Below are 24,834 nucleotides of genomic sequence, written 5' to 3'. Positions count from 1 at the left end.
AGAGCAGACTTAAAAAATTTAAGTTTGCTCTTTCTTTTTATACGTAGAGATGTGTTAAACTTCACGATTAAAATGCATAGTTGAGCGAGAAGGAAATTTTGACGGCTGATATACCGCTTCCCCCAGCTGGAGTTAGTGCGATGGAATTTAAGTTGTCAACGGTAATGGACTGGCATTCGCCAGGAGTGACTGTGAGTAATGGTGTTGCACTTCCATTTATTGTGAGGTCAGCGCTTGGATTTCCTGTTACCCCATTGTTTTCTACAACGATAGTTCCGTTAATGACAGAAGTGGTAGTATCAGTCCAAATAACTTGTGATGTAGCATCATCGCTAGATAATTGAACCGTGCAACAAACAGCATCATTGACCGTATTTCCTGAGTTACAGCAACTTCCTAATTTAGCCAATATTCATTCCTCCTAGTAATTGAGTACAGTACATACTATGTGAAAAGAAACTTTTCGTGTGGACAGATACCCTTCGTCAAAAAGCCCTTTTATAATAGCGACGAAAGAATTTTCTAGTTTATCCTGCGTTAATGGATAGTACAATGTCTCTTCATAGTCTGAAAGTGGAGAAGTTCACAATGATAACGGGCAAAACGTATTACGATTGTACAGGATAGTTAATTGTTAGTGAGTATGTGCCTTTGCATTTGCTATTTTCATCTCCAGGGGGGCAAGTGAGACTAACTGAAACTAAATCTACATACGTCCTTGAAACGGTATTATGAGGTGGAACTTCAAAGGTATTGATGGTTCCTAATGAATCGGTAACGGACACGATAAGATTAGCAGCACATCCGCCTTTGTAGAAAACACTAATGGTTCCGGCGGGCGCAGCTTCATTTGATTCCCAAATGATAAAGTTAGCAGAACCACATGATAGATAAAAGTCCCCACAAATGTCATTCGTCGCTAAAAAGACTTGAGAAGCAGGAGAAGGAGGGGAAGGAGGGTAAATGGATCGGCAACTTTCCGGGGGGATAAGGGTTGGACAAGGTGATTTTAACCAATCTAAGTAATTCAACAGGTTCTCTCCTTTCGTTCGAATACTACACATTTGCGGCAGAGCGAATTATAACGACTGTTACAGCTTCAAGGCGTATCGTTTTCAAGTCTGGAGTTTTATGCGAATAAGAACAAATCGGACACTTATTCACAGCTCGTAATGCATACAAAAGTGTTTTCGTTCCGTTATTGCATTTTATGTATAAAAGAGAAGGGATGTATCTGTTATTTTCCTAGTTTTTTATGAAAATTTCGGTTTATGATGGTGTGATGCCTATCATTAGTGTAGTGGTTTCTGTTTTTTGAGAGAAGTTTGTGCGTAAAACCTATCACATATCTACCTTTTGAATCGTATATTGATAATGTGGAAAGGGAGAATGTGAAATGGGATTGAATACTTTGCGAACTGACTTATGTAACTGCAAGCAGAAAGCATTATTTACTGTGAAAAAGTGTGTTCCTTTCAGAAGTCCATGTGACGGGCAAACAGAAACGACTATTTATACGACACCATCACTCGCTGCCTATCCATTAGCGAGTGGACTGATTTCAATTGTCAACACAAGTGTACAATGTACCATGAATGTAACGATTACCGATCTTTCAGGAACGAATCAATACTCTATTACGGCGCAAAATTCATTAATAATTCAAACGGTTTCTCTCTCCTCCATTACAGTTATTTGCGGTCCTGATGATGCTGAAAATTTTTGCACAGGTACATTTGAAGCTGTATTGTCCATGTAAGGTTAAATTGGACAAAGACCCAATTATTTTAAAGCTATTTGACTATCATTTTAGATGAAAAGGTGAAACGATGCCGATAATAAACCGTTTTTCTGTCATTGAGTGTGGTGCTATGACGTTTACAGGCAATACATTAGGACTTAGTCAGCAAATAAACGTGAATGAAGCAGGAACAAGCGGCAGCATCGGGGCATTTACAACTGTTGATACCACAATGCAAGTGCCGACTTTCCCACAAGGAACAACTTTAAATATTAGTGAAAATAGCTCTGCGGCAGAGCTTATGATTCCTTCAGGAAGCAGTGTCCTTTATGCTGAGTTAATTTGGGGCGGGAATTATTTATCGAGGGATGAGAACATTATTACTTCTATTGACACACCCGTTACGTTTATCGATCCTAACAATAATGTGTATACCATTGCTCCTGACGTATTAACGAGCAATGAAGAAATATTTACAGCAGGGAACCCACCGGTCCAAAGGGGATTTTATATGCGATCGGCTGATGTAACAACGATTGTACAAAACAGCGGAGCGGGCACGTATATCACCGGCAATGTGCCCGGTCTTCTAGATCCAATATTACAATCTACTGCTAATACGAATCATGCTGGCTGGACGTTAGCAGTTATTTATAGAAACGCCAATCTCCCTAGTCGTGCCATGTATTTATATGTGGGGACAGAGGGAATTGTTAGTAGTATATCGGTTCCTAGTATTGATGTGACCATTATTAATTTTATGACCCCACCGACAGGTCCTGTTAATACGAGAGTTCTCATTAGTGCCCAAGAAGGTGATGCGAACATTTCGGGAGATCAAGCTTTATTTGGTCCAACCCCCCTCTCTCTTATGAACTTGTCTGGCCCGCGGAATCCTGCTACTAATTTTTTTGGCTCTCAAATTAATGATGACAATGGAAATTTGGACACAACAGGTACATTTGGTGACCGCAATCAAGATCCAATTACAGCGACGAACATATCGGCAGGGCGCCAAGGTTGGGACATAACAAATGTAGATGCTTCTGATTATCTTCCTAACAATCAAATGATCGCGACTTTTCGCTATACATCCACCGGTGACGCTTACATGCCGAATGCTCTCGGCGTTCAAATTGATCAGGGAGATGCCTTGTTGGATGTTCAAAAACGAGTGGATCGCACCTTTGCTGGTCCAGATGATGTATTGACTTATACCATTACTATTAGAAATGATGGCGTTGTGGAGGCTAATAATGTAGTGTTTACAGATCCCATCCCGACCGGAGCTGTTTTTGTAGAAGATAGTGTGTCGGTTAATGGGACGCCTATTCCCGGAGTCAATCCGAATGAAGGAATTCCTCTTGATAATATTGAAATTGATGAGACGGTTACAATTGAATTTCAAGTGCGAGTCTCTAAGTGTGTTAGCTTTTTACGCAATGAAGCTTTTGTGACATTTAGTTGTGGCAAGACTGCTTTTAGCAATCAAGTGCTTACAACAATTTGCCGCTCCTGTCATAGTACGCTCTGTTATTGTGAAGGATAGAAAGACTGTTATGCAGTAGAATCTGGTAGGTGAGAAAATTAAAAAGCGAATGTTTTTAAAAAAATAAAACAAAATGTTCGTGAAAATATCCATTTTCTCTTTTCAAACTTACCAATTCTTGTTATAATCCAATTAACTTAATAAATGCACTCATATAATTACGGGAATATGGCCCGAGAGTTTCTACCGAACCGCCGTAAATGGTTCGACTATGAGTGAGCGGTGAAGAGTTGTAAAGGAATTTATGCCTTTCTATTCTTTTCTTTGTGCTTATCGACGAAGCCCAAAGACATTGCTCCACTCATATTGGGTGCAGCAATGTCTTTGGGCTTTTTATGTAGAGAGAAAAAGAACGATGGTATCGATGAACAGATCGGTCGGGTTCTAAAAGTGAAATGAAAGATGTGGGGGAAATTGAACATGAAACAGCTAGAAGAAAAAATTGCAGCCGAAGGAATCGTCTTATCGAACGCGGTGTTGAAAGTAGATTCTTTCATCAATCACCAGATGGACCCAGTGCTGATGAAAGAGATTGGCAAGGAGTTTGCTAAACGTTTCCGTCATAAGAACATCACGAAAATTTTGACAATTGAATCTTCGGGTATTGCGCCAGCAATTATGACAGCTCTAGAGCTGGACGTTCCGATGATTTTTGCCCGTAAACGTAAATCATTGACACTGACCGAAGGATTGATTACGGCGAAAGTGTACTCCTTCACGAAGCAAGAAGAAAATGAAGTGACAGTGGCGAAAAAATTCCTTTCTGAAGACGATCACATACTTATTCTGGATGACTTTTTGGCAAACGGTCAGGCTGCTTTAGGTTTAATCGAAATTGTGAAGCAAGCAGGCGCATCTGTTGCAGGAGTCGGCATTGTTATTGAAAAGTCATTCCAAGACGGGCGCCAGCGGTTAGTAGATACGGGTGTTCAAGTAGAATCATTAGCACGCATCGCATCACTAGAAAGTGGAACAGTGGAGTTTGTGAAAGAAAAAGCAGTAGCAGGGGAGATGCAAAGATGAATAAAGGTAAAGTACTTTCATTAGGATTTCAGCATGTGTTAGCCATGTATGGAGGAGCTATTATCGTCCCTTTAATTGTAGGCGGCGCGTTAGGATTAACTCAAGAACAACTTACATATTTAGTAGCGATTGATTTATTAATGTGCGGAGTGGCGACTTTGCTGCAAGTAGCGAAAAATCGTTTCTTCGGAATCGGGCTTCCTGTTGTACTTGGTTGTACTTTTACAGCGGTAGGACCTATTATTGCGATTGGAAGTTCTTACGGTGTATCTTCCGTGTACGGAGCTATTATTGCATCAGGCGTAATTGTCGTATTGACAGCAAAATATTTTGGGAAATTGGTTAAGTTTTTCCCTCCTGTTGTGACAGGATCAGTTGTTACCGTTATTGGAATTACCCTTATTCCGGTAGCGATGAAAAATATGGCAGGTGGTGAAGGTAGTCAAGATTTTGGAGATTTAAGCAACATTGCACTTGCATTTGGTGTGTTAGCATTCATTATTTTATTATTCCGATTCTTTAATGGGTTTATCCGTTCTGTTGCGATTTTACTAGGGCTCGCAGGAGGAACAATCGTTGCAGGATTCATGGGGAAAGTGAACTTATCGGCAGTGAGTGAAGCATCATGGTTTCACATGCCGGAACTGTTTTATTTTGGAGTACCGACGTTCAACCTTACTGCTATTTTGACGATGCTTCTTGTCGCGATTGTCAGCTTAGTAGAATCGACAGGTGTGTACTTTGCTCTTGGAGATATTTGTGACCGAAAGCTGACCGAAAAAGACTTAGAGAACGGTTATCGTGCAGAAGGTTTAGGGATTGTATTAGGCGGACTGTTCAATGCATTTCCATATACCACGTACTCTCAAAACGTCGGCCTTGTTCAATTATCGGGCATTAAAACGAGAAATGTTGTCGTAGCGGCAGGCAGCTTGCTTGTTATTCTTGGATTTGTTCCCAAAATCGCTGCGATTACGACCATTATTCCAAACTCTGTGCTTGGGGGAGCGATGGTTGCGATGTTTGGAATGGTGGTCGCATACGGTATTAAAATGTTAAGTAACGTAGACTTTGCTTCACAGGAAAACCTTTTAATCATCGCTTGTTCAGTTGGAATGGGCTTAGGTGTCACGGTTGTTCCAGACTTGTTCATTCAGCTTCCGCAAAGTGTGCAAATTTTAACAGCGAACGGCATTGTGGCAGGAAGTATAACAGCGATTGTGCTGAACATTGTGTTTAATGTAGTGAAGAAGAAAGATGCTGTATCGAAAGTAGCTCGCTTGGCGGAGCAGAAAGTTTCTTAATGAATAGACCTGGACGTTTGTCTAGGTCTATTTTGTGTGCCCGACGAACAGAAATGGTCAATCTGTTAGCTAAAATAGTTGCCACTCCCCCATCTTTTATGTAAAAATATAAATTCAAGTCTCTTTGTGTATATTTTCACAAATATAAAAGATGACAATCTGTCTGACTAAGAACATGAAGTGTAAGGCGTTCCCAGTTCAAACGGGATAAATTTTTAGAGAACGCCAACACTAATCATAACAATGATTGAACTTGAAATGGAGTGGAACAAACATGACAACGATGATGATGCAGACGATGACATTTGAAGCAAAAAACGGCAAGGTGGTGACCATTCGCCCTGCGGAAGAACGAGATGCCCAGCAAATTACGGTAGCCGTTCAAGAAATCATTGAAGCCGGTCAATATATCCAAAAAGAAGCCCCGAGAGAAATTGAAGAAGAAAAAGCTTTTATCCGTTCAATTGTAAAAAAAGAAAATATGTATGTCGTGGCGGAGGTAGACGGGGAAGTTGTAGGGATTGCCCGCGTTCTGCGTGGGGAGTTGCAAATGAAGCATCATACAGGTCTTTTCCGCACATGGCTGATTGCGAAAGCCCAAGGAATGGGAATTGGAAAAAAGCTGATGGAATATACGCTTGAATGGTGCCGTGAACAAAAGTTGCATAAGCTTTGTTTAACCGTTTTTGCCTCCAATCCGATTGCTTATGAGCTTTACAAGAAAGCTGGCTTTCATGAAGAAGGCGTCATGAAAGAGCAAGCCTATCTAAATGGTCAGTATGTGGATGAAATTTTTATGGCTATTTTCTTTGATTAGAATCGTATATTTTGAGCATTTTAGGCAAATGATTGCGAAAATACATATAAAATATGGAAAATATTGTTTATGAAGTAAAGGGGAATTTGAGTTATAATAAAGATGCACAACAAATTACTCCTTTAAAACGTAGGCTTTCCCGATATTGGCGGGGAAGCTTTTTTTTGTATAAATTTCCTTCTCCTTACAAAATCTATTTATAATATCAAGATTGAGGTGAGGGTATGCCCAAAATTGTATCGGTTGGAACAGCCATTCCGCCTTTTCAATTAAAGCAGCAGGAAGCGCTGGAATTTGCCCGCCGTCTTTTTTCAGAGAAATTTAAAGATATTGAGCGGCTTTTAACAGTCTTTTCTAATGGACAAATTGAAAACCGGCATTTTGTAAAGGATTTAGCGTGGTTTCAGCAGTATCATTCTTTTGAAGAAAAAAACGAGGCATTCATTGCATCAGCTGTTGAGTTGGGCATACAGGCAATGAGTAGTTGCTTACAAGATGAGCTATACGTCAAAGAACCTGTTGCATATGAAGAGATTGATGCAATTTTTTACGTTTCCACGACCGGACTTGCCACACCGAGTATCGAGGCACGGATTATGAATCGCCTGCCATTTTCCCCTCATACGAAACGGATTCCGATTTGGGGATTAGGGTGTGCTGGAGGAGCCTCAGGGCTTTCTAGAGCATATGAGTATTGCTTAGCATTTCCGAAAGCAAAGGTTCTTGTTTTATGTGTGGAACTTTGTAGCTTAACGTTTCAGCCGAATGATTATAGTAAAAGCAACTTAATTGGAACGTCTTTATTTGCTGACGGAATTGCGTGTGCCATGGTAATTGGAGATGAAGTAGATGCTCACAGTTTTTCTGTTCAAAAAGCACACCCAATCGTTATGGGGACGCAATCAGCGCTTATGCCAGACTCAGAAGATGTCATGGGCTGGGACATTAAAAACGAGGGACTTTATGTGATCTTTTCACGAGATATCCCATCAATCGTTCAAAATTGGTGCGGCGGGCAGGTAGAGACGTTTTTACAAAAACATGAGCTAACGACACAGGACATTAATCATTTTATTGCTCATCCGGGAGGGAAAAAGGTGCTTAACGCTTATATAGAAGCGTTAAATCTTCCGAGTGCCATGACGAAGCAGTCCTTTGATGTCTTAAGACAACATGGAAATATGTCGTCAGCAACGGTTTTGTATGTGCTACATGAGTTTATGAAAAAAGGTGGAAACAAGGGTGAATATGGATTAATTACAGCATTAGGACCTGGTTTTAGTTCGGAACTGTTGCTTGTGAAATGGGGGTAACGATATGTTGTTTTACATTGTACTAACGCTTATTGTACTTCAGCGACTTTTCGAACTGGTCGTCGCTAAGCGAAATGAAAAATGGATGAGAAATCAAGGAGCAGTAGAAATCGGTCAATCCCACTATAGATGGCTTGTGTTGCTTCATTCCTTGTTTTTTGTCTCGCTTATAACAGAAGTGAGGTGGATGGACAAGCAATTGTCTTCGGTTTGGTGGTTGTTGGCTGTTTTATTTGGGGTAACGCAGCTCGGTCGTTTATGGGTCATGATGTCGTTAGGAAAGTTTTGGAACACAAAAATTCTCGTACTTCCAAAAGCTGACGTTGTGCTGAAAGGACCGTATAAGTTTTTAAAGCACCCGAATTATGTTATTGTTGTCTTAGAATTTTTAGTCATTCCGCTTTTGTTTCAAGCATATGTGACGATGATTCTGTTTAGTTTGTTAAATATCGGCATTTTAGCCGTGCGCATTCGTGTAGAAGAGAAAGCGTTATCTACATTCACCAATTATAAGGAAGCGACAGAGTGGCATGGTCGATTTGTCCCGTTAAAACATGATAAAAATTCTCATTGAAAATGATTATCTTTCATGATAAGATGAAACAAATGATAAAGATTATCACTTTCACAAATGATAACGGGGTGAAAAACATGGTAAGCTTATTCGTGATCGGAACAGTTGCTGTTTATGCAGCGGTAGGAAAGTATGTATTAAAAGGGTTACATAACGCTCAAAAAGCTTAACTGAATCTAAGGTAAACAAAAAAGCGGTTGATTCAGAAGTTAAAAAGTAAAAATCACAAATGTTTTGGCAAGCGAATTGATATAAAAATCCGCTTGCTTTTTTTATGATTATGACAAGGGTTATTGAGTTTATAAAGAAATACATGAGGTGTTAAAAATATGAAGAAATTAGGAACACTTTACTTTTTTTGCGGGAAAATGGGGGCAGGAAAATCCACTAAATCAAAACAACTGGCAATAGAGAAACAGGCTGTACTGTTGTCAGAGGATGAATGGCTTTCATCACTTTATCCTAATCAAATCACATCATTTGAAGACTATCTAAAGTTCTCAAATCAACTCAAGCCGTTAGTGAAAAACCATGTCCAAAATATATTAAGTGTTGGTACAAATGTAGTGATGGATTTTCCAGCTAACACTCAAAAACTGCGAAAGTGGTTTTTGGATATGGCGTCAGAGGTCGATGCAAGTCATCAACTAATTTTTCTAAATCTAACGAACGAGCAATGCTTGCGTCAAATTGCACAAAGACGTAACGAACTACCTGAGAGAGCAGCTTTTGACACAGAAGCGGTGTTTATGTATGTGACTAAATTTTTTGAAGCGCCAGAAGCATCGGAGGGTTTAAATGTTTTAGAGGTGAATGGCAAAGAGTAACAAGGTGTTATAGAAGAAAAAATGAAAGAATTCAAACATTTAGCATAGGAAATGAACGGAAAATCAAGTAAAATGTATGCATGAGTGTTCGCTTATTAGAGAACAAACAGGGGAACGGCACTTTAAAAGCGACATTAAATGAAAGACAAAAGGGGTATCAATGATGTTGAATGTGAAACAGCGAGGCCATTCACCAGAGACCGAAAAAAAGCTAGCCGCATTATATGGCGAGTTTATGAAGACGCAACATACAGAAAATGCGAAAAAGGTTGTTGAGCTTTATAAAAAATGGGAGGAGCAGCAATTTATTATCGCCTTTTGTGGGCATTTTTCAGCTGGAAAATCCAGCATGATTAATGAACTCGTAGGGTATCATTTATTGCCTTCTAGTCCGATTCCGACGAGTGCAAATCTTGTATCGGTCAGAGCAGGAGAAGAGCATGCAACCGTGCATTTCAAAAAAGGAGAGCCAATTCGATATTTAGCGCCTTACGACTATGAACAAATTAAGGCGTTTGCCATTGATGGAGATGAAATTGAATCCATCCACTTGTCTGTCAAAACAGAGCAGCTTCCGCTAGGTCTTACGGTCATGGATACGCCAGGTATCGACTCAACAGACGACGCTCACCGTTTGGCAACAGAATCGGCGCTTCATTTGGCTGATGTCATTTTTTATGTGATGGACTACAATCATGTGCAGTCAGAACTGAATTTTCAGTTTACGAAAGAGCTGAAGCAACAGGGAAAAAAAGTATACTTAATTATTAACCAAATTGACAAACATCAAGATCAAGAATTGACCTTTCCACAGTTTAAAGCGTCTGTAAGGCAGTCCTTTGCTAATTGGCAAGTAGAGCCGGATGATATTTTTTATACGACGTTAAAGAACCGAGATTATACATATAACGAGCTTGATAAAGTGAAGAAGTTGCTTGCTTCCTATGTACAAGAAAAAGAGCAGTACATGGAGATTCACCTTTTACAAGGGATGAATCGTTTACTTGGTCAACATTTGCAATGGGTAGAACGAAAACAAGAAGAAGATATGGCGGCCTACGCGAATGAGCTAAAAGATTTATCACCGGAAGAAAGAGAAGAAATGATGGAATCTGTTTCGGCGCTTGAGCATGAAACAGCAACAATGGAGCAAGAAGAACATCAGATGGAAAAAGCATTTTGGTCAGGAACGAAAGATATTTTGCAAAATGCCAATTTGATGCCTTATGAAACTCGCGAGAAGGCAAAACTGTTTATTGAGAGCTGTCAGAACGATTTTAAAGTTGGATTTTTATTCTCAAAAAAGAAAACAGAACAAGAACGTCAAGAGCGACTCACCCGTTTTCAAGAGGATTTGCAGGAAAAAGTAACATCACAATTGAACTGGCACCTACAGCAGTTTTTGCAGCAGTTTTGCAAGGAGCACCACCTTGAAGATAATAGCATTCTTCAAGAAGCTAGTGAATTTGCTATCACCATAGAAGAAAATGAACTTCGTGCTTTAGTAAAAAGCGGTGCTGCGGTGACGGGTGAGTATATTTTGACATTTGCAGATGATACGGTGAATGATATTAAAAAAAGGGCTGAGCGACAGCTGCATGGTATACTCGCTCGTCTTCTGTTCGCCAAGCGCAACATCTCAGAAGGGAAGACAGAAGCACTGAAGGAAAAATTAGCTCATTACAGCCAATATGAAGCAGAATTGAGCGAACTTGTTCGCATCCAAAAACGAGGAAAAGAAACAGAAAAAGTGCTACAGGCGATTTTAAATGGTCGTGATTTGCAAGTGAATGAGCCAATAAAGAAGCAGTTGAAGGAACTTGCAAATGAGCCGCTGATTATTAAGCAAGGCGAAGAGCTTGGGACAAAAATGGTGGAAACTGTACCGACGTTTAACGAGTCAAAAACCATGGTTGGAATCGAGCGTGATGGCGGGAAAAAAATTCCTGAAGCCCTTCAAGATGTTCGCAGCACCATCAACGCAGTATCGCCTTTCGAGTCGCTCCAAAGCATTGTGGCGAACTTGGAGGAAAAAGCCGAGAAGCTTGAACATCATCAATTTACGGTGGCTTTGTTTGGAGCTTTTAGTGCAGGAAAATCATCCTTTGCCAATGCGCTCATCGGTGAAAAACTTTTGCCTGTCTCACCGAATCCGACGACAGCAACGATTAACAAAATTATGCCGCCAACTGTGGAACATCCACATCGTACGGCTAGCGTCTATTTAAAATCAGAAGAACAGTTAGTCGCCGATTTACAATCATCGTTAAAGTTGTTCTCGCATCGAGTAGATAGCTTGGAAGAAGCATTAAAGGTTATTGCCCAATTGCGTTATGATGATGAAATGGATGTGCGTCATAAGCTACATCTATCCTTCTTGCAGGCTGTTAAGAAGGGCTATGACAAAGTGTCGGCACATCTCGGGACAGCTGTAACAGCGACAGTTGAAGAATTTCATGAGTATGTAGCAAAAGAAGAAAAGGCTTGTTTTGTTCAGTTCATTGAGCTTTATTATGATTGTGAGCTCACAAGAAAAGGCATTACGTTAGTGGATACACCAGGAGCCGATTCCATCAATGCGAGGCATACAGATGTCGCCTTCGAGTATATTAAAAATGCCGACGCAATTTTGTTCGTTACGTATTATAACCATGCCTTTTCTAAAGCGGACCGTGAATTTTTAATTCAGCTTGGACGTGTAAAAGATTTATTTACGCTTGATAAAATGTTTTTCCTCATTAATGCCGCTGATTTAGCTTCATCGGATGAAGAACTAAATATCGTTGTAAAATATGTAGGACAACAGTTGGAACAATACGGGATTCGTTTTCCTCGTCTTTTTCCGCTGTCGAGTTTGCTCGCCTTGACAGATAAACAAGCGGCGGGTTTTGTGCCTTTTGAAGAAGCGTTTGATCGGTTCATTTCAACTGAATTAACAGAGGTTGTTACAACGTCTGCTTATGAAGAAATCGGTAGAGCGTTTCATATGATTGATGAATTGCTGAAGTGGCAGACACAGGGAGAAGCTGAAAAACAATCCCGCTTAAACCGGATTATCATTTCAAAAGAGCAGATGCAACAGGCGGTCGATCAGCTGAGTGCCGAACAAGAGAGACAGCGTCTCCGTCATGAAATCGATGAATTACTTTATTACGTAAAGCAGCGGGTGATGCTTCGGTATGCCGACTTTTTCCGTGAAGCGTTCAGTCCCGCCAATTTAAGGGACGATAAAGGGCGAATGAAGGAACAGTTGCAAGCTTGTTTAGAGGAACTTCTCCAGTCGTTCGGTTTTGATGCCGCTCAAGAAATGAGAGCAACTTCTCTTCGCGTAGAAACTTTTATGAAGCGTTTAGGAAAAGAGCTTCATGAAGCATTTATGCAAGAGGTGGAGAAAATTGATGCTTCCCTACAATGGAGCGCGAAAGGGAAGGCGCCATTGCCAGAGCTGACCTTTGCTTCTCCTTTTGAAGGAACGGATGCAGAACCATTTAAAAAGCCGCTATCTTTGTATAAAAACAGTAAAAGCTTTTTTGAGAAAAACGAAAAAGAGAAAATGGGAGAGCAGTTGAAAGAAAAGCTGTCACCGCTCATTGATCACTACATCACTGTTCAGAAGGAGAAGTTAACTGCTGCTTACACTGCTTCGTTTAATGATATGGTGACGCAATATCAACAGCATTTATTGAGAGATATTGATCAAACATATAAAGGGCTCGAGCGAGCGATTACGCATCCAATTAGCACAGATCAGCTTCAAAAGGCGAAGCAAGCGTTACAGCAAATTTTGTAAGCAGAAAGGATGCGCGCTCGAAAACGAAAGCTTCTTTTCGCTCTATTGCTTCCAAAAACGGGAGGAACCGGCGGTCATGTTGACAGCAAAGGAATGACAAAGATGGAGCAAGAAATTCAACGGTATTTACACAAGCTTGAGCGTGTGCACCACATCGAGATTTTATATGCTTGTGAAGCGGGAAGCCGTGCATATGGGCTTTATACAGAACAGAGCGATTTTGATGTAAGGTTTATCTTTAAGTATAAGGCAGAGGAATATTTAAAGCTTCAGCCTCCTATAGAGGTTATGAATGATACGTCACTGCCGCAAATAGATATACAAGGATGGGATCTTTATAAGGCGCTCCGTTTGTTCGTAAAATCGAATCCTTCTTTATATGAGTGGCTGCATTCACCCGTCGTCTATAAAGAGGACGCCAATTTTGCTGAGCGATTAAGGTCATATATACAGGTGCAATACGGCTTTAAAAGCCTTGGCTTTCATTATTGGCAACTGATGAAGGCCAATTTAAAACGAAAAATTTCTCAGCCTGTTCATACAAGTGATATGAAAATTTGTTTGCATGTGATGCGCGCGTATTTATCGTTACAATGTATAGTTGGCCAAAAACTACCGCCGCTTTCGTTTCACGATTTAGTAAACGAAAGCGTGCTCCCAGAAGGAATCGGTGCGCATACTCTTTTGCTCCAAAAGGCTAAACAAAACGGTGGAAGAGTAGAAAGCGATGTCTGTCTTGACATCATGAAATTTGCCGAGGCGCAGCTGCCCATTTTACAACAACAGCTTCAAAAGCTAAGCGAAGGAAAAGTAAACGAAGAACTGCTCAACAAATGGATACTTTCATTACATAAGGAGGAATTAGGAACATGAGTGTACATAAAGAAATTAGTCAGCATTCGAACAGACAACATCAACGGGTAAAAGCTTTTGCGGAGCTGGACATGATGAGGGAGTCTTATATTGAAGAAGCGGTTTCTCTTTGTAAAGCAGGTAAAGCTTTTACGGTTGATAAAATTAATGAAGTGACAAAACAAATTAATGAAATGGCCCGACAAGGAATTGTTCCGACAAGAAAAATCGTGACACCTGAGATGGTGCAAGAATATGTGGAACGCGTAAAATAAAGGAAACGTCGATTGGTGAGGGGGACCTGCCCGTTCATAAGAGGGAAACAAAAGCACAAGGGGGATGGAGATGCTGCAACATATTGTAGAAGCAGAATGGCTGCAAGATCATTTGGATGATGAGAAAGTTCGAATTGTGGACTGCCGTTTTTACCTTGGAGAAAAGGAAAAAGGCTATGCTGAATATAAAGAGGAGCATATCCGCGGCGCAGTCTATGCCGACCTTGAACGCCATTTATCTGGAGAAGTTGGCAAACATGGGGGGAGACATCCCCTTCCAAATCTGTCCGATTTTGTTGATTTTATTGAGAGTCTTGGCATTTCCAATGACACAACGGTTGTCGCCTATGATAGTCAAGCAGGGGCGATGGCTTCCCGTTTTTGGTGGATGATGAAATACGTTGGTCATCAGAACGTATTTGTGTTAAATGGAGGCTTCCCAAATTGGAAAAAGAGTGCTTATCCTCTTTCTTCAGAACACACACCAGTTTCTCGTCAATCTTATCAACCGTCTGTACAGTCGGACATGCTCGCATCAATGGAAGAAGTAAGGCAGCAGATTGCAGACCGCTCGGGGTTACTCATTGATTCCCGAGAAGAACGCCGTTTTGCCGGTTTAGAAGAACCAATCGACACGGTAGCCGGCCATATTCCTAGTGCTGTCAATAAATTTTGGCGTGAAAGCATGGATGAAAGCGGGCGATGGAAGGCGAAAGAAAGCCTTGAAAAAAGGTTTGCAGAAGCGAAACGTGATGAAACCATTATCGTTTATTGCGGCTCAGGTGTTACCGCTTGTCCAAACGTTTTAACGTTATTAGAACTTGGATTTCCCAAAGTGAAACTGTATGCAGGAAGTTGGAGCGACTGGATTTCGTATGAAGAAAATCCAATTTATCCTGCACGCTAATGCAGGATAAAGAAGGCTATTTCTTCTCATACTAATTTTGTACCTTTTATAAAGGTACAAAAGGAGGAGATAGCAGTGGGCAAAACAAAACTAGGTAATGCAAATGCACAGCGCAATAACAACGCCAAGCAAAAAATTCAATTTAATGAAGAGTTTGCGCAGGAATCGATGGCAGAGTCCAATAAAATGAAGAAAAACGCTGAGGCGATGAAGGAGCAATATGGACAAGAGTTTGCTTCTTACGCCGAGTTTGAAGCGAATAAAATGAGCAACGGCAAGCAACGAACAAATGTGAAGCAAGGAAATCATCAATAAAGCCGTTTGAAAAAGCGACGAGGGAGCCCCTTCGTCGTTTTTTCATGAACGAGCGAATAGTTCTATGCCTCAACATAGAGACTAAGCAAGAGGTGAAATCTTATGAACAAAGGCGTTGCAATTGCGGTCACTTCAATAGGATTGGCCCAATTTTTAAAAATCCCAATTAAAAAATATCAAACCGGCGTATGGGACTGGAAAATGGCAGTGGCAAGCGGCGGTATGCCCAGCTCTCATTCCGCAGGTGTGACATCACTTGCTGCATATGTAGGGCTGAAGAAGGGGATTTCGACAGTGGATTTTGCTTTGGCAGCAGTTTTTGGATTAATTGTTATGTATGATGCGCAAGGAATTCGAAGGCAAACCGGCGAAATTACTTTGCGAGTTAATGACCTTGACGAAGAAATTGAGCGGCTTGCAGGTATGCCCGATCAGAAGATTATTGATGCGAAAAATGCCCGTCTGCGAGAGATGCTTGGTCACCAACCAGAAGAGGTGGCAGCGGGTGCTTTACTTGGAATAGTAATGGGAGCTTTCGGGCACTTTTTAAGTGAAAAAGCATAGTCAAATGGAATGGTGAGCGCGATAATATAAAGGGACCGTTTCGCATGTAAAAAAGCGAAGCAGTCCCTTCTATTCATATTCCAGTTTCTTTTTCCACAGCAACTTTCTTTTTTAATGGAGGCAGTTCGGCAATAATCATTCCGGCAAAAATGCATAAACAGCCAATCGTTCCTAAAGCTGTCAATCGCTCATTTGCCCAAAAAAATCCAGCTAAAGCTGCAAATACAGGCTCCATTGCGAAAATAAGGGCGACTCTTGTAGGGGTAGTATATTGTTGTATCGATGTTTGCACTAAAAAAGCAAGAGCCGTAGCGAGCAATGACGTAATGAGCAGAGCAGTCACGACATGTTGCTGGAACAACATGGCCGGTTGCAGTGCTGAGCCCCAATCTTCCATGAAAAATGAAAAAATGGAGCAAAGAATTGTGACAGTAAAGAGTTGGATAATTGTCAACAACAAAGTGGGATGGTGCTGGCTGTATAAGCCGGTCACTAAAATATGTAAGGCAAACGAAATGGCACATAATAATATGAGGAAATCGCCTTTACCAATTGATAATTTGTCACCAAGTGTTAAAAGGTAAAGTCCAGCCGTGGCAATCGCAATTCCGGCCATTCCATTTATTTTGAGTTTTTGTTTAAATAGCACAAAAGCAAATAGTGGAACGAGTACAACGCTTAATCCCGTAATAAAGCCGGCTTTCGATGAAGTCGTATAGAGCAAGCCAACAGTTTGGAAAGCATATCCTCCAAATAAACATAGTCCCATTAACGCTCCGTGCAACCATGTTTTCTTTGTCAGCATTTGAAGTTGCTGACGGTTAAACATCAGCAACCATATAGTCAAGGCCAATGTGGCAAGCAAAAAGCGAACGGCATTAAAGCTGAGCGGAGGTAAATATTCAATGGCTTGCTGGACGATTACGAACGTTGCTCCCCATATAAATGCAACAAAAAGAAGGGAACCATCTGCTAACCAAATTTTTTTCATCTTGGTCCTCCTTCTGTTCGTTGAGCGGCAATGGCTTTCCTAGCAAGCTCGTCAGCCACTTTATTTTGACTGCTTGGAATCCATTTCATGAAAAATAAATCGAACTGCTTCGAAAGATCCAATGCTTTTTCCAGCAACGGGGCAAAATCAGGGTTTTTGGCAAATTCTTTTTCAATCGCGCGGTCAACAAGCTGTGAATCAGTCCGGAAAGAGACAATAGAAAAGTTTTTTTCCAGGCAAATTTCCAACCCTTTAATCAGTGCATGATATTCCGCTTCATGATTTGTCATCGTTCCTAATGGGATGGAGTAGTGAAGATTTTCTCCATTTCCTTTAATAAAAACGCCTGCTCCTGATGGACCTGGATTTCCGGCAGTTGCACCGTCTACATACACTTCAATCAATGAAACACCCCCATTGTATAAGTTTTCTGCCTGTATTTTATCATATGAAGTGGTATTTAGGTGTAAACTTAAAAAAACAAAAGCTCATTTTTCAATTCTGTATGAAAGTAAGTTTGCTTGCTTGTCTATAAAAGGAGTGATACGATGGTCTCCGGTATAAGAAATCCATTCAGAAAGCAAAAGAAGGGATTATGAATAATGAAATTTCAAATCGAATGGCATTATAAACTGAAAAGCAGAGAATTGACATTTACGTCTGACTATACAAACGCAGAAGAAGCTCTATTAATGGCCGCTGATTTAGAAAAAACAGGGCGTACGAAAGAAATTATGTTAGTGGATGAACAGCAAAATAGGTGGACGGTAAAAGAAGCGAAAAAATTAGTAAAAGAAGTTGAAACAGAGCCAGATGATCTTGTTGTATATTTTGATGGGGGATTTGATCGTGAAGTGGGGGTAGGCGGGTTAGGAGCCGTTATTTATTACACACAAAATCGAAAGAAGTTTCGTGTCCGCCAAAATGCTCGTTTGGAGCAATTGCTCTCCAATAATGAAGCAGAGTACGCTGCATTTTACTTCGCTTTACAGCAACTAGAAGACCTAGGGGTAGCAAGGGCATCTGTTGTTTTTCGAGGAGATTCACAAGTCGTTTTGAAACAGCTTTCAGGGGAATGGCCTTGTTTTGAAGAAGAGTTCAATCGCTGGCTAGACCGAATTGAGGTCAAAGTAAAGGCTCTGAAGATTACGCCGGTTTACGAACCAATTTCTCGAAAAGAGAATCAAGAAGCCGATCAATTGGCGACACAAGCGTTACAGGGAACGGAGATCGCCAGTCATAAACAGGTTGAAGATTAACATGCAGGAGATGAAAAGGGTGAAACGAAAACAGCTGTTGGAAGAAGTTACGCAATTATTGGATTATTATTGTCAAGATTGTTTTGTTAAACGTACCTTCAATAAAGAACAAGGAAAAAACTATGCTCAATCCTTTTGCATTAATCAATGTACCATTGGAGAGAAAATTCAGGAATATGGGCAAATGCTCTTAAAAAAATGAGCCTTGGATTCATCACAAGGCTCATTTTTTTATGGGTTAATGCAGCGCTTCTTGTAATTGGTGCTCGCATTGGGTAAGCGTGCTTTCGCATTTTGCTAAAAATTCTTCGTCAACACCGGTAGCGTTTGTTTTTGCACTGGTAAGCTCTGTTCTGGCTGTATTGACCGCATTTTGAGCATGCTGAAGAAATTCAGGATCCATTGTAAGCGTGGCGGACCCCACAACTTTTTGGGCGGTCTGAACTAACGCTTCTACTTGCTGTAAATCATTGTATCCAGTAGTGACTTCTTGATTTGGCAATCTATCCATATCAACACCTCCATAGTAATAGAGTGGTGTAATTGAGCTAAAAATATTCGGCTAATCACGGAAAGTTGGCCACAGAAGTGTACAAAAAAAGGGTGGGGAAAGAATTCGTCTTCTTTCCTCCACCCTTTTTATATAAATGTGCAACTTGTGATTATAATTTTACAACGTTAGCTGCTTGAGGTCCGCGGTTTCCTTCTACGATTTCAAAAGAAACTTCTTGGCCTTCTTCTAAGCTTTTGAAGCCTTCTCCTTGAATAGCAGTGAAGTGTACGAATACATCGTCGTTGCCTTCAACTTCAATGAAGCCAAATCCTTTTTCGTTGTTAAACCATTTTACTTTACCGTTTTGCATATTCCTGAATCCTCCTAATACTTCGCAGTTCAAAAGAAACCGCTTAAAAACTGTATTATCAACTAGCAGAGTGTACAGTGAATCAGTAGTTTTGAAACCATCATCAAATTGTATATTCACATAATATTCAGCTAGATGATTGTCTTAAATATACAATAATCTCCATGAGAGCGTCAAGGTAAAAACATATTTTTTGGCACAATTTGAAGTTCGTCTGTAGGTCTTTTCATAGGACTAAATTTTTTGTTTCGATGACGGTTTTTCTTGTAGTGTTTAGTAAAAATAGAAGGTATTTTAGAGGAAAATGGTGAATACTTTAAATAGTAGCTCAAGAGGAGTTGGTAAACATGTTTCGTGGTCGAATGGGAGAACAGGAAATCATCATTTTATTTTCATCTGCCATCTCTAAATCATTTACTGAAGAAAAAGAGCATATTTATAAGCAAATTTTATCTGTCGGTGAACGGATTTTATCCTTTGAGGACGGAACGGGTTTTACAGTAGCTGAACCGAATCGCTTAATTGTTGCAGAAGTAAAAAAGCAAGATTTAGTTACAGTGTTTGTGCAGCATATTATTGAAAAACCATTTATGTATGATGCGTTGGCAGAAGAAGATCAAGCTGGATAATCACAGAAAGAAAGGGTCCAAACATTTTCGTTTGGACCCTTTCTTTCATAAGGATTAAAAGAACATACCTGCAATTGTAGCACTTAATAAGTTTGCAAGTGTACCAGCAAAGATAGCACGAACACCTAAGCGGGCAATATCAGGACGACGGTTCGGTGCTAAGCTTCCTAAGCCTCCAAGAAGGATAGCTAATGAAGAAAGGTTAGCAAATCCACATAATGCAAAGCTAATAATGGCTACTGTTTTATCAGATAGTTGATCGATTTGTGGTGCAAAAGAAGAGTACGCCACAAATTCATTTAAGATAATCTTTTGGCCAATAAATCCACCAGCCGTTACGGCTTCACTCCAAGGAACACCAATTAAGAATGCGACAGGAGCAAAAACATAACCTAAAATAGTATCAAGTGTCATATTTTCAATATTGAACCAGTTCCCGATACCAGAAAGCATACCGTTTAATAACGAAATGATTGCAATAAATGCTAGAAGCATTGCTCCAACGTTTAAGGCAAGTTTTAAACCTTCAGACGCTCCGCGAGCTGCCGCATCAATGACGTTGACCGTTTCGCTGTCTTTTTCCATTTCAATGAGTTCATCTTGCTCTTTTTTCTCTGTTTCTGGCATGATCATTTTCGCCATGACTAAACCAGCAGGTGCAGCCATAAAGCTTGCTGCAAGAAGGTATTCAATCGGTACTCCAAGTGCAGCATATCCAAATAATACAGAGCCGGCAACAGAAGCAAGTCCACCCGTCATAACAGCAAATAACTCAGAATTTGTTAATTTTCCGATATATGGACGAATAACAAGTGGCGCTTCAGTTTGTCCAACGAAAATATTGGCAGCGGCAGACAATGATTCCGCTTTCCCTGTACCTAAAAGTTTAGATAATGCACCACCAAGAAATTTGATGATAATTTGCATAATACCTAAATAGTACAAAACCGCAATTAAAGATGAGAAGAAAATAATAATCGTTAAAACGTTAAACGCAAAAATGAAACCAGTTGGTTGTGATGGATCTCCTAAGCTTCCGAATAAAAACCCAATCCCGTTAGAAGCGTAGTTCACCACGTTTTGAACTTTTTCTGAAACCGCTTGTAACGCCGCACGTCCAGGTCCCCATTTTAAAACAATAAGGCCAAAGGCGATTTGTAGGGCAAGCCCTGCTAAAATCGTTCGCGGCTTGATTGCTTTTTTATTAGTGGAGAGTAAAAAAGCTGCAGTGAAAACGAATACAATACCGAGTAAACCCCATGCAAAATTCATAGTATGCCACCTTTACAACATATTTATTTTAGAAGCAGACCAATTGTTGTCTGACCTCTAACATCTCTTGTATTAATATAGCGTTTTTTGTCGAAAATTTAAAGAGAAATTTTAAATTTATGTAGTGTTTATTATTTCCAAATGTTGCGTTTTCATTGATACATTTTCTAATTTCACCTTCTTTTTTTTTGTAGTACAAAATGGACTGCTGTTTTATCTCCCTTTTCATTTTGTGCTACATTGTGAAAGTTTATCAATTTTAGGTAGGACTTTAGTTGTCAAAAGTTTGTTTTAAGGTTATATTTCTATGTACAATATAATCATGTAAAGGAATTTCATTACATATGCGGAGAGGGAAACATGGCTTTTAAAATTCATAAAGTGTTAAACAACAATGTGGCAGTAGTAGTGGATGAAGGAAAAGAGAAGATCGTAATGGGAGCAGGAATTGCCTTTCAGAAAAAACGAAACGACGTTATTCCGAATGCCAAGATTGAAAAGATTTTTGTCATGGAAGAAGAAAATGAAAAATTTCAAGAGCTACTTCGTACGTTACCAGAAGAACATATTAACATAGCCGAAGAAATCATCAGCTATGCCGAAGGTGAACTACAAGCTCCTTTAAATAATCATATCCATATTGCATTAACGGATCATTTATCGTTTGCCATTGAACGACTGCAGCAAGGATTTGAAATCCAAAACAAATTATTAAATGAAATTAAAGCGCTTTATAAAAAAGAATATCAAATTGGACTTTATGGAAAACAGCTTATTCAAGAGCGGTTAGGAATAATCATTCCAGACGATGAAGTAGGTCACATTGCGCTTCATATTCACACAGCCAAAATGGACACTGCCAGCATGGCAAAAACTTTGAAGCAAACGACACTTATTCGAGAAATGATTGATATTATTGAAAAAGAATTCCAACTTGCGCTGAATGAAGAAGGAATTTCGTATCAGCGGCTACTTACACATCTTCGATTTGCCCTTAATCGAATTGAAAGCGGGGAGACATCTCCTATTATGGATGGGGATATGCTTAAACTGATTGAGACGAAATTTTTAAAGGAATTTGCCTGTGCGCAAAAGATGGCACACTATGTGAAGCAAGGATATGGTCTTATTCTGTCAAAGTCGGAGCTTGCTTATATCACTCTGCATATTCAGCGGGTCACACAAAAAGGGTAAAAAAGGCATTGACGAACTTTGTTGAGTGAATTAGAATGAAAGCGTGAAAAGGAATTCAATATGAGGATTGTTACTGGTAAAGCAGGCAAGACCTAAGATGTATAAAGGACGGGTAGAATGAGATTCTATGCCTATAATCCTTTGTATATTTTAGGTCTTTTTTTGTTTGCCGGGTTAACGAGAAATAAAGGAGGACTACTACCATGAATTATGAAGCAGTTGCAAAACAGCTCGTGTCATTATTGGGCGGGCGAAGCAACATCGTCAGCGGTGCTCATTGTGCTACACGTTTACGTCTTGTATTAAAAGATGAAGGACAAGTTGATCAAAAAATGATTGAAGATTTAGAAGGAGTAAAAGGCGCTTTTTCAAGCTCAGGACAGTACCAAATTATTTTTGGAACGGGAACAGTCAATAAAGTGTATGAAGAGTTTGCCAAAGAAACAGGGATCCAAACAGTAAGTGGAGATGCTCACCAAGAAGCAGTAAAACAAAAAATGAATCCGCTTGCTCGTGCTGCGAAAACATTATCGAATATTTTCGTTCCAATTATTCCAGCCATTGTTGCGAGTGGTTTATTAATGGGACTTCTCGGCATGATGAAAGCGTTTGAGTGGGTCGCTCCTGACAGTGCATGGATTGTCCTGCTTGATATGTTTTCAAGTGCAGCTTTTATCATTTTACCTATTTTAATTGGTGTTAGTGCATCGAAAGAATTTGGAGCAAATCCATATTTGGGAGCGGTTATTGGTGGAATTATGACCCATCCGGCTTTATTAAATCCATGGGGGTTAGCTAACGCGCAGCCAGAGTCTTTAAATTTTCTTGGATTTGATGTTGCAATGATTGGGTATCAAGGTACTGTTATTCCTATTTTGTTAGCTATTTATGTTATGAGCAAAATTGAGAAAGGGCTGCGAAAAGTCGTTCCGAATTCAATTGATTTGCTTGTAACGCCATTTGTCACAGTTATTTTAACAGGATTTGTTGCGATTTTAGCGATTGGTCCATTAGGAAATGCTCTTGGGGCAGGAATTACAGCCGTATTGAATTTTGTTTATGAAACAGGCGGACCGCTTGCAGGTCTAATTTTTGGTGGACTTTATTCACTTATTGTCATTACAGGCGTACATCACAGCTTCCATGCGATTGAAGCAGGTTTGTTGGCTGAAATCGGGAAAAACTACTTGTTGCCGATTTGGTCTATGGCCAATGTGGCTCAAGGTGGTGCTGGTTTGGCGGTCTTCTTTTTAACGAAGCGTGCCAAAACGAAAGAAATTGCGCTTCCGGCTGCACTATCGTCGTTTCTTGGGATTACAGAGCCTATTATTTTTGGGGTTAACTTAAAGTATCGCAAACCGTTCATCGGAGCGGCCATCGGAGGTGCTTTAGGGGGAGCATACGTCGTATTTACGAATGTTGTCACAAACGCTTATGGTTTAACAGGAATTCCGATGATTGCAATTGCTGCACCATTTGGGATGGAAAACATCGTGAATTACTTGATTGGACTTGTAATTTCCATCGGTGGCGCCTTCATCGCTACATTTGTCATGGGCATTAAAGAAGAATAAAGGATGTTTTCATTTTCTTGTCGAACAGACAGTGACATCACGATTTTTAATAGATAAAGTTGTGGGAAATTCCAGAATTTACACGACCTTTATTATAAAATAAAAACAGACAAAAGGAGACCCGTCATGAAAATCTAACAACGTGAAGATTCGATGGCGGGCTTTCTTTTCAACAAGGTGGCTGTTGAGCTGTATATAAGCAAGGTTACGTTTATATTTTACATAAGGAGAGATACCGTATGAAAACAGGTGTTATCAGTTTAGGGGAAGCTTTAATTGATTTTATCCCACTTGATGAAACTAATTTAATGTATCAAAAAAGTCCGGGTGGAGCGCCGGCGAATGTTGCAGTTGGTGTTGCGCGTTTAGGTGTTAAGTCCACATTTTTAGGAAAAGTGGGGGATGACGTACTAGGGAGGTTCTTGAAAGAAACACTGAATCACTACGGTGTCAATACAGAAGCAATGCCTTTAACAACAGAGGCGCGTACTGGTGCTGTTTTTGTTACTCTTTCTGAGACAGGAGAGCGAAGCTTCGACTTTTATATTAATCCGAGTGCCGATCGTTTTTTAAATAAGAACGATGTCCATGAGCAGCTGTTTATGGAATATAAAATTCTTCATTTCGGTTCCATTTCCATGATTAGTGAACCATCTAAGAGCGCTACGAAAAAAGCAGTGCAACTGGCTAAAGAGAACGGGTTAATAGTGTCATACGACCCTAATTTACGACTTGGTCTGTGGGATGATGAGCAACAAGCACGAGAAACCATTATCTCGATGTTGGGAGAAGCGGACGTTCTGAAAATTTCCGAAGAAGAATTGGAATTTTTAACAGGTGAAACTAATATTGAAACAGGTATAGACGCACTAAAGGACTATCATATTCCCATGATTCTTGTTACGTTAGGCGCTGAGGGCAGCTATGTATTTACGAAACAAGGGGCGGCCCGTGTGCCGGCTCTAAAAGTGACGACAGTGGATACGACAGGTGCTGGCGATGCTTTCGTATCGGGAATGCTTCATCAATTAAATGAATCGCCAAAAAAGGTAGAAGAGATAACGGTAGAAGAAGCGGAAAATATGGCGCGGTTTGCCAGCGTTTCTGGTGCATTAGCAGCCTCCACGAAAGGTGCGATGACCGCATTGCCGACATTAAGTGAAGTACACAACATTTTAGAAACAAAAAAGGTTGAGTGACG

At 40.2% G+C, this 24,834-nt stretch carries 27 protein-coding genes and 1 riboswitch; of the genes, 20 read left to right on the top strand and 7 right to left on the bottom strand.

Features of this window, described 5'->3' with window-relative positions:
* Positions 1 to 67 precede the first annotated feature (67 nt).
* Positions 68 to 409 carry a DUF3992 domain-containing protein gene (locus tag ACXAEO_RS14075; RefSeq protein ID WP_474882090.1) on the bottom strand — a complete coding sequence of 114 codons (342 nt, stop codon included), beginning with the start codon at positions 407 to 409 and terminating at the stop codon, positions 68 to 70.
* Between the two features lie 199 nt (positions 410 to 608).
* Positions 609 to 1,031 (bottom strand): DUF3992 domain-containing protein, encoded by a 423-nt coding sequence (locus ACXAEO_RS14070; RefSeq protein WP_474882088.1) that lies wholly within the window; start codon positions 1,029 to 1,031, stop codon positions 609 to 611.
* 365 nt (positions 1,032 to 1,396) lie between these two features.
* On the opposite strand from ACXAEO_RS14070, the gene ACXAEO_RS14065 reads away from it, so the two are divergent.
* The 14 genes from ACXAEO_RS14065 (at position 1,397) to ACXAEO_RS14000 (ending at position 15,851) form a co-directional block, all read left to right on the top strand.
* Positions 1,397 to 1,759: an S-Ena type endospore appendage gene (locus ACXAEO_RS14065; protein ID WP_474882085.1), complete on the top strand. Its 363-nt coding sequence runs from the start codon at positions 1,397 to 1,399 to the stop codon at positions 1,757 to 1,759.
* A gap of 70 nt (positions 1,760 to 1,829) precedes the next feature.
* Positions 1,830 to 3,290 carry a DUF11 domain-containing protein gene (locus ACXAEO_RS14060; RefSeq protein ID WP_474882083.1) on the top strand — a complete coding sequence of 487 codons (1,461 nt, stop codon included), beginning with the start codon at positions 1,830 to 1,832 and terminating at the stop codon, positions 3,288 to 3,290.
* 130 nt (positions 3,291 to 3,420) lie between these two features.
* Positions 3,421 to 3,522, top strand: a riboswitch (purine riboswitch).
* Positions 3,523 to 3,710: 188 nt separating this feature from the next.
* Positions 3,711 to 4,313 (top strand): xanthine phosphoribosyltransferase, encoded by a 603-nt coding sequence (locus ACXAEO_RS14055; RefSeq protein WP_474882080.1) that lies wholly within the window; start codon positions 3,711 to 3,713, stop codon positions 4,311 to 4,313.
* Entirely contained in the window at positions 4,310 to 5,617 is a 1,308-nt protein-coding gene (locus ACXAEO_RS14050) for a nucleobase:cation symporter-2 family protein (RefSeq protein ID WP_474882079.1), read from the top strand. The genes ACXAEO_RS14055 and ACXAEO_RS14050 overlap by 4 nt, the downstream gene beginning before the upstream one ends.
* A gap of 274 nt (positions 5,618 to 5,891) precedes the next feature.
* Positions 5,892 to 6,434, top strand: coding sequence for an N-acetyltransferase family protein (locus ACXAEO_RS14045; RefSeq protein ID WP_474882076.1), 543 nt, complete (start codon positions 5,892 to 5,894; stop codon positions 6,432 to 6,434).
* 224 nt (positions 6,435 to 6,658) lie between these two features.
* The gene (locus ACXAEO_RS14040) at positions 6,659 to 7,747 is read left to right on the top strand and encodes a type III polyketide synthase (protein WP_474882073.1); all 1,089 of its coding nucleotides are present in this window, start codon (positions 6,659 to 6,661) and stop codon (positions 7,745 to 7,747) included.
* 4 nt (positions 7,748 to 7,751) lie between these two features.
* Complete coding sequence (locus ACXAEO_RS14035; protein ID WP_474882071.1) at positions 7,752 to 8,321, top strand: isoprenylcysteine carboxyl methyltransferase family protein; 570 nt, start codon at positions 7,752 to 7,754, stop codon at positions 8,319 to 8,321.
* A gap of 329 nt (positions 8,322 to 8,650) precedes the next feature.
* A complete protein-coding gene (locus ACXAEO_RS14030; RefSeq protein WP_474882069.1) occupies positions 8,651 to 9,148 on the top strand; it encodes a P-loop nucleotide/nucleoside kinase family protein in 498 nt (165 codons plus the stop codon).
* A gap of 160 nt (positions 9,149 to 9,308) precedes the next feature.
* Positions 9,309 to 12,938, top strand: a complete 3,630-nt coding sequence (locus tag ACXAEO_RS14025) for a dynamin family protein (protein ID WP_474882066.1) — start codon at positions 9,309 to 9,311, stop codon at positions 12,936 to 12,938.
* 9 nt (positions 12,939 to 12,947) lie between these two features.
* Positions 12,948 to 13,811, top strand: coding sequence for a nucleotidyltransferase domain-containing protein (locus ACXAEO_RS14020; RefSeq protein WP_474882064.1), 864 nt, complete (start codon positions 12,948 to 12,950; stop codon positions 13,809 to 13,811).
* Complete coding sequence (locus ACXAEO_RS14015; protein ID WP_474882061.1) at positions 13,808 to 14,065, top strand: YpbS family protein; 258 nt, start codon at positions 13,808 to 13,810, stop codon at positions 14,063 to 14,065. The genes ACXAEO_RS14020 and ACXAEO_RS14015 overlap by 4 nt, the downstream gene beginning before the upstream one ends.
* 70 nt (positions 14,066 to 14,135) lie before the next feature.
* Complete coding sequence (locus tag ACXAEO_RS14010; RefSeq protein ID WP_474882058.1) at positions 14,136 to 14,972, top strand: sulfurtransferase; 837 nt, start codon at positions 14,136 to 14,138, stop codon at positions 14,970 to 14,972.
* A 75-nt stretch (positions 14,973 to 15,047) separates the two neighbouring features.
* A complete protein-coding gene (locus ACXAEO_RS14005) occupies positions 15,048 to 15,287 on the top strand; it encodes a hypothetical protein (protein ID WP_474884304.1) in 240 nt (79 codons plus the stop codon).
* Between the two features lie 102 nt (positions 15,288 to 15,389).
* Positions 15,390 to 15,851 (top strand): divergent PAP2 family protein, encoded by a 462-nt coding sequence (locus ACXAEO_RS14000; RefSeq protein ID WP_474882056.1) that lies wholly within the window; start codon positions 15,390 to 15,392, stop codon positions 15,849 to 15,851.
* A gap of 73 nt (positions 15,852 to 15,924) precedes the next feature.
* Here ACXAEO_RS14000 and ACXAEO_RS13995 read toward each other — a convergent pair whose 3' ends face one another.
* Positions 15,925 to 16,842, bottom strand: a complete 918-nt coding sequence (locus tag ACXAEO_RS13995) for a DMT family transporter (RefSeq protein WP_474882054.1) — start codon at positions 16,840 to 16,842, stop codon at positions 15,925 to 15,927.
* Positions 16,839 to 17,246 carry a reverse transcriptase-like protein gene (locus ACXAEO_RS13990; RefSeq protein WP_474882052.1) on the bottom strand — a complete coding sequence of 136 codons (408 nt, stop codon included), beginning with the start codon at positions 17,244 to 17,246 and terminating at the stop codon, positions 16,839 to 16,841. The genes ACXAEO_RS13995 and ACXAEO_RS13990 overlap by 4 nt, the downstream gene beginning before the upstream one ends.
* 198 nt (positions 17,247 to 17,444) lie before the next feature.
* Here ACXAEO_RS13990 and ACXAEO_RS13985 point away from each other — a divergent pair, with 198 nt between their 5' ends.
* Together ACXAEO_RS13985 and ACXAEO_RS13980 are read left to right on the top strand one after the other, a co-directional pair.
* Positions 17,445 to 18,101: a ribonuclease H family protein gene (locus ACXAEO_RS13985; protein ID WP_474882049.1), complete on the top strand. Its 657-nt coding sequence runs from the start codon at positions 17,445 to 17,447 to the stop codon at positions 18,099 to 18,101.
* Between the two features lies 1 nt (position 18,102).
* On the top strand, positions 18,103 to 18,303 hold the full coding sequence (locus ACXAEO_RS13980) for a zinc-finger domain-containing protein (protein ID WP_474882047.1): 201 nt from the start codon (positions 18,103 to 18,105) through the stop codon (positions 18,301 to 18,303).
* A gap of 36 nt (positions 18,304 to 18,339) precedes the next feature.
* On the opposite strand, the gene ACXAEO_RS13975 is transcribed toward ACXAEO_RS13980, so the two are convergent.
* Positions 18,340 to 18,612 (bottom strand): DUF2564 family protein, encoded by a 273-nt coding sequence (locus tag ACXAEO_RS13975; protein ID WP_474882046.1) that lies wholly within the window; start codon positions 18,610 to 18,612, stop codon positions 18,340 to 18,342.
* A 151-nt stretch (positions 18,613 to 18,763) separates the two neighbouring features.
* On the bottom strand, positions 18,764 to 18,964 hold the full coding sequence (gene cspD, locus ACXAEO_RS13970; protein ID WP_474882044.1) for a cold-shock protein CspD: 201 nt from the start codon (positions 18,962 to 18,964) through the stop codon (positions 18,764 to 18,766).
* A gap of 347 nt (positions 18,965 to 19,311) precedes the next feature.
* Here cspD and ACXAEO_RS13965 point away from each other — a divergent pair, with 347 nt between their 5' ends.
* Positions 19,312 to 19,593: a hypothetical protein gene (locus ACXAEO_RS13965; protein WP_474882042.1), complete on the top strand. Its 282-nt coding sequence runs from the start codon at positions 19,312 to 19,314 to the stop codon at positions 19,591 to 19,593.
* Between the two features lie 54 nt (positions 19,594 to 19,647).
* Here ACXAEO_RS13965 and ACXAEO_RS13960 read toward each other — a convergent pair whose 3' ends face one another.
* Positions 19,648 to 20,865 (bottom strand): NupC/NupG family nucleoside CNT transporter, encoded by a 1,218-nt coding sequence (locus ACXAEO_RS13960; RefSeq protein ID WP_474882039.1) that lies wholly within the window; start codon positions 20,863 to 20,865, stop codon positions 19,648 to 19,650.
* A 360-nt stretch (positions 20,866 to 21,225) separates the two neighbouring features.
* Here ACXAEO_RS13960 and ACXAEO_RS13955 point away from each other — a divergent pair, with 360 nt between their 5' ends.
* From ACXAEO_RS13955 to ACXAEO_RS13945, 3 genes are all read left to right on the top strand, one after another.
* Complete coding sequence (locus ACXAEO_RS13955; protein ID WP_474882037.1) at positions 21,226 to 22,059, top strand: PRD domain-containing protein; 834 nt, start codon at positions 21,226 to 21,228, stop codon at positions 22,057 to 22,059.
* Between the two features lie 203 nt (positions 22,060 to 22,262).
* Positions 22,263 to 23,633, top strand: coding sequence for a sucrose-specific PTS transporter subunit IIBC (locus ACXAEO_RS13950; protein ID WP_474882034.1), 1,371 nt, complete (start codon positions 22,263 to 22,265; stop codon positions 23,631 to 23,633).
* Between the two features lie 239 nt (positions 23,634 to 23,872).
* The gene (locus tag ACXAEO_RS13945) at positions 23,873 to 24,832 is read left to right on the top strand and encodes an aminoimidazole riboside kinase (RefSeq protein WP_474882032.1); all 960 of its coding nucleotides are present in this window, start codon (positions 23,873 to 23,875) and stop codon (positions 24,830 to 24,832) included.
* The last annotated feature ends 2 nt before the right edge of the window (positions 24,833 to 24,834 follow it).

Source organism: Bacillus sp. ABA4_010, assembly GCF_056159105.1.
This window is presented reverse-complemented; position numbering and strand designations above follow the sequence as displayed.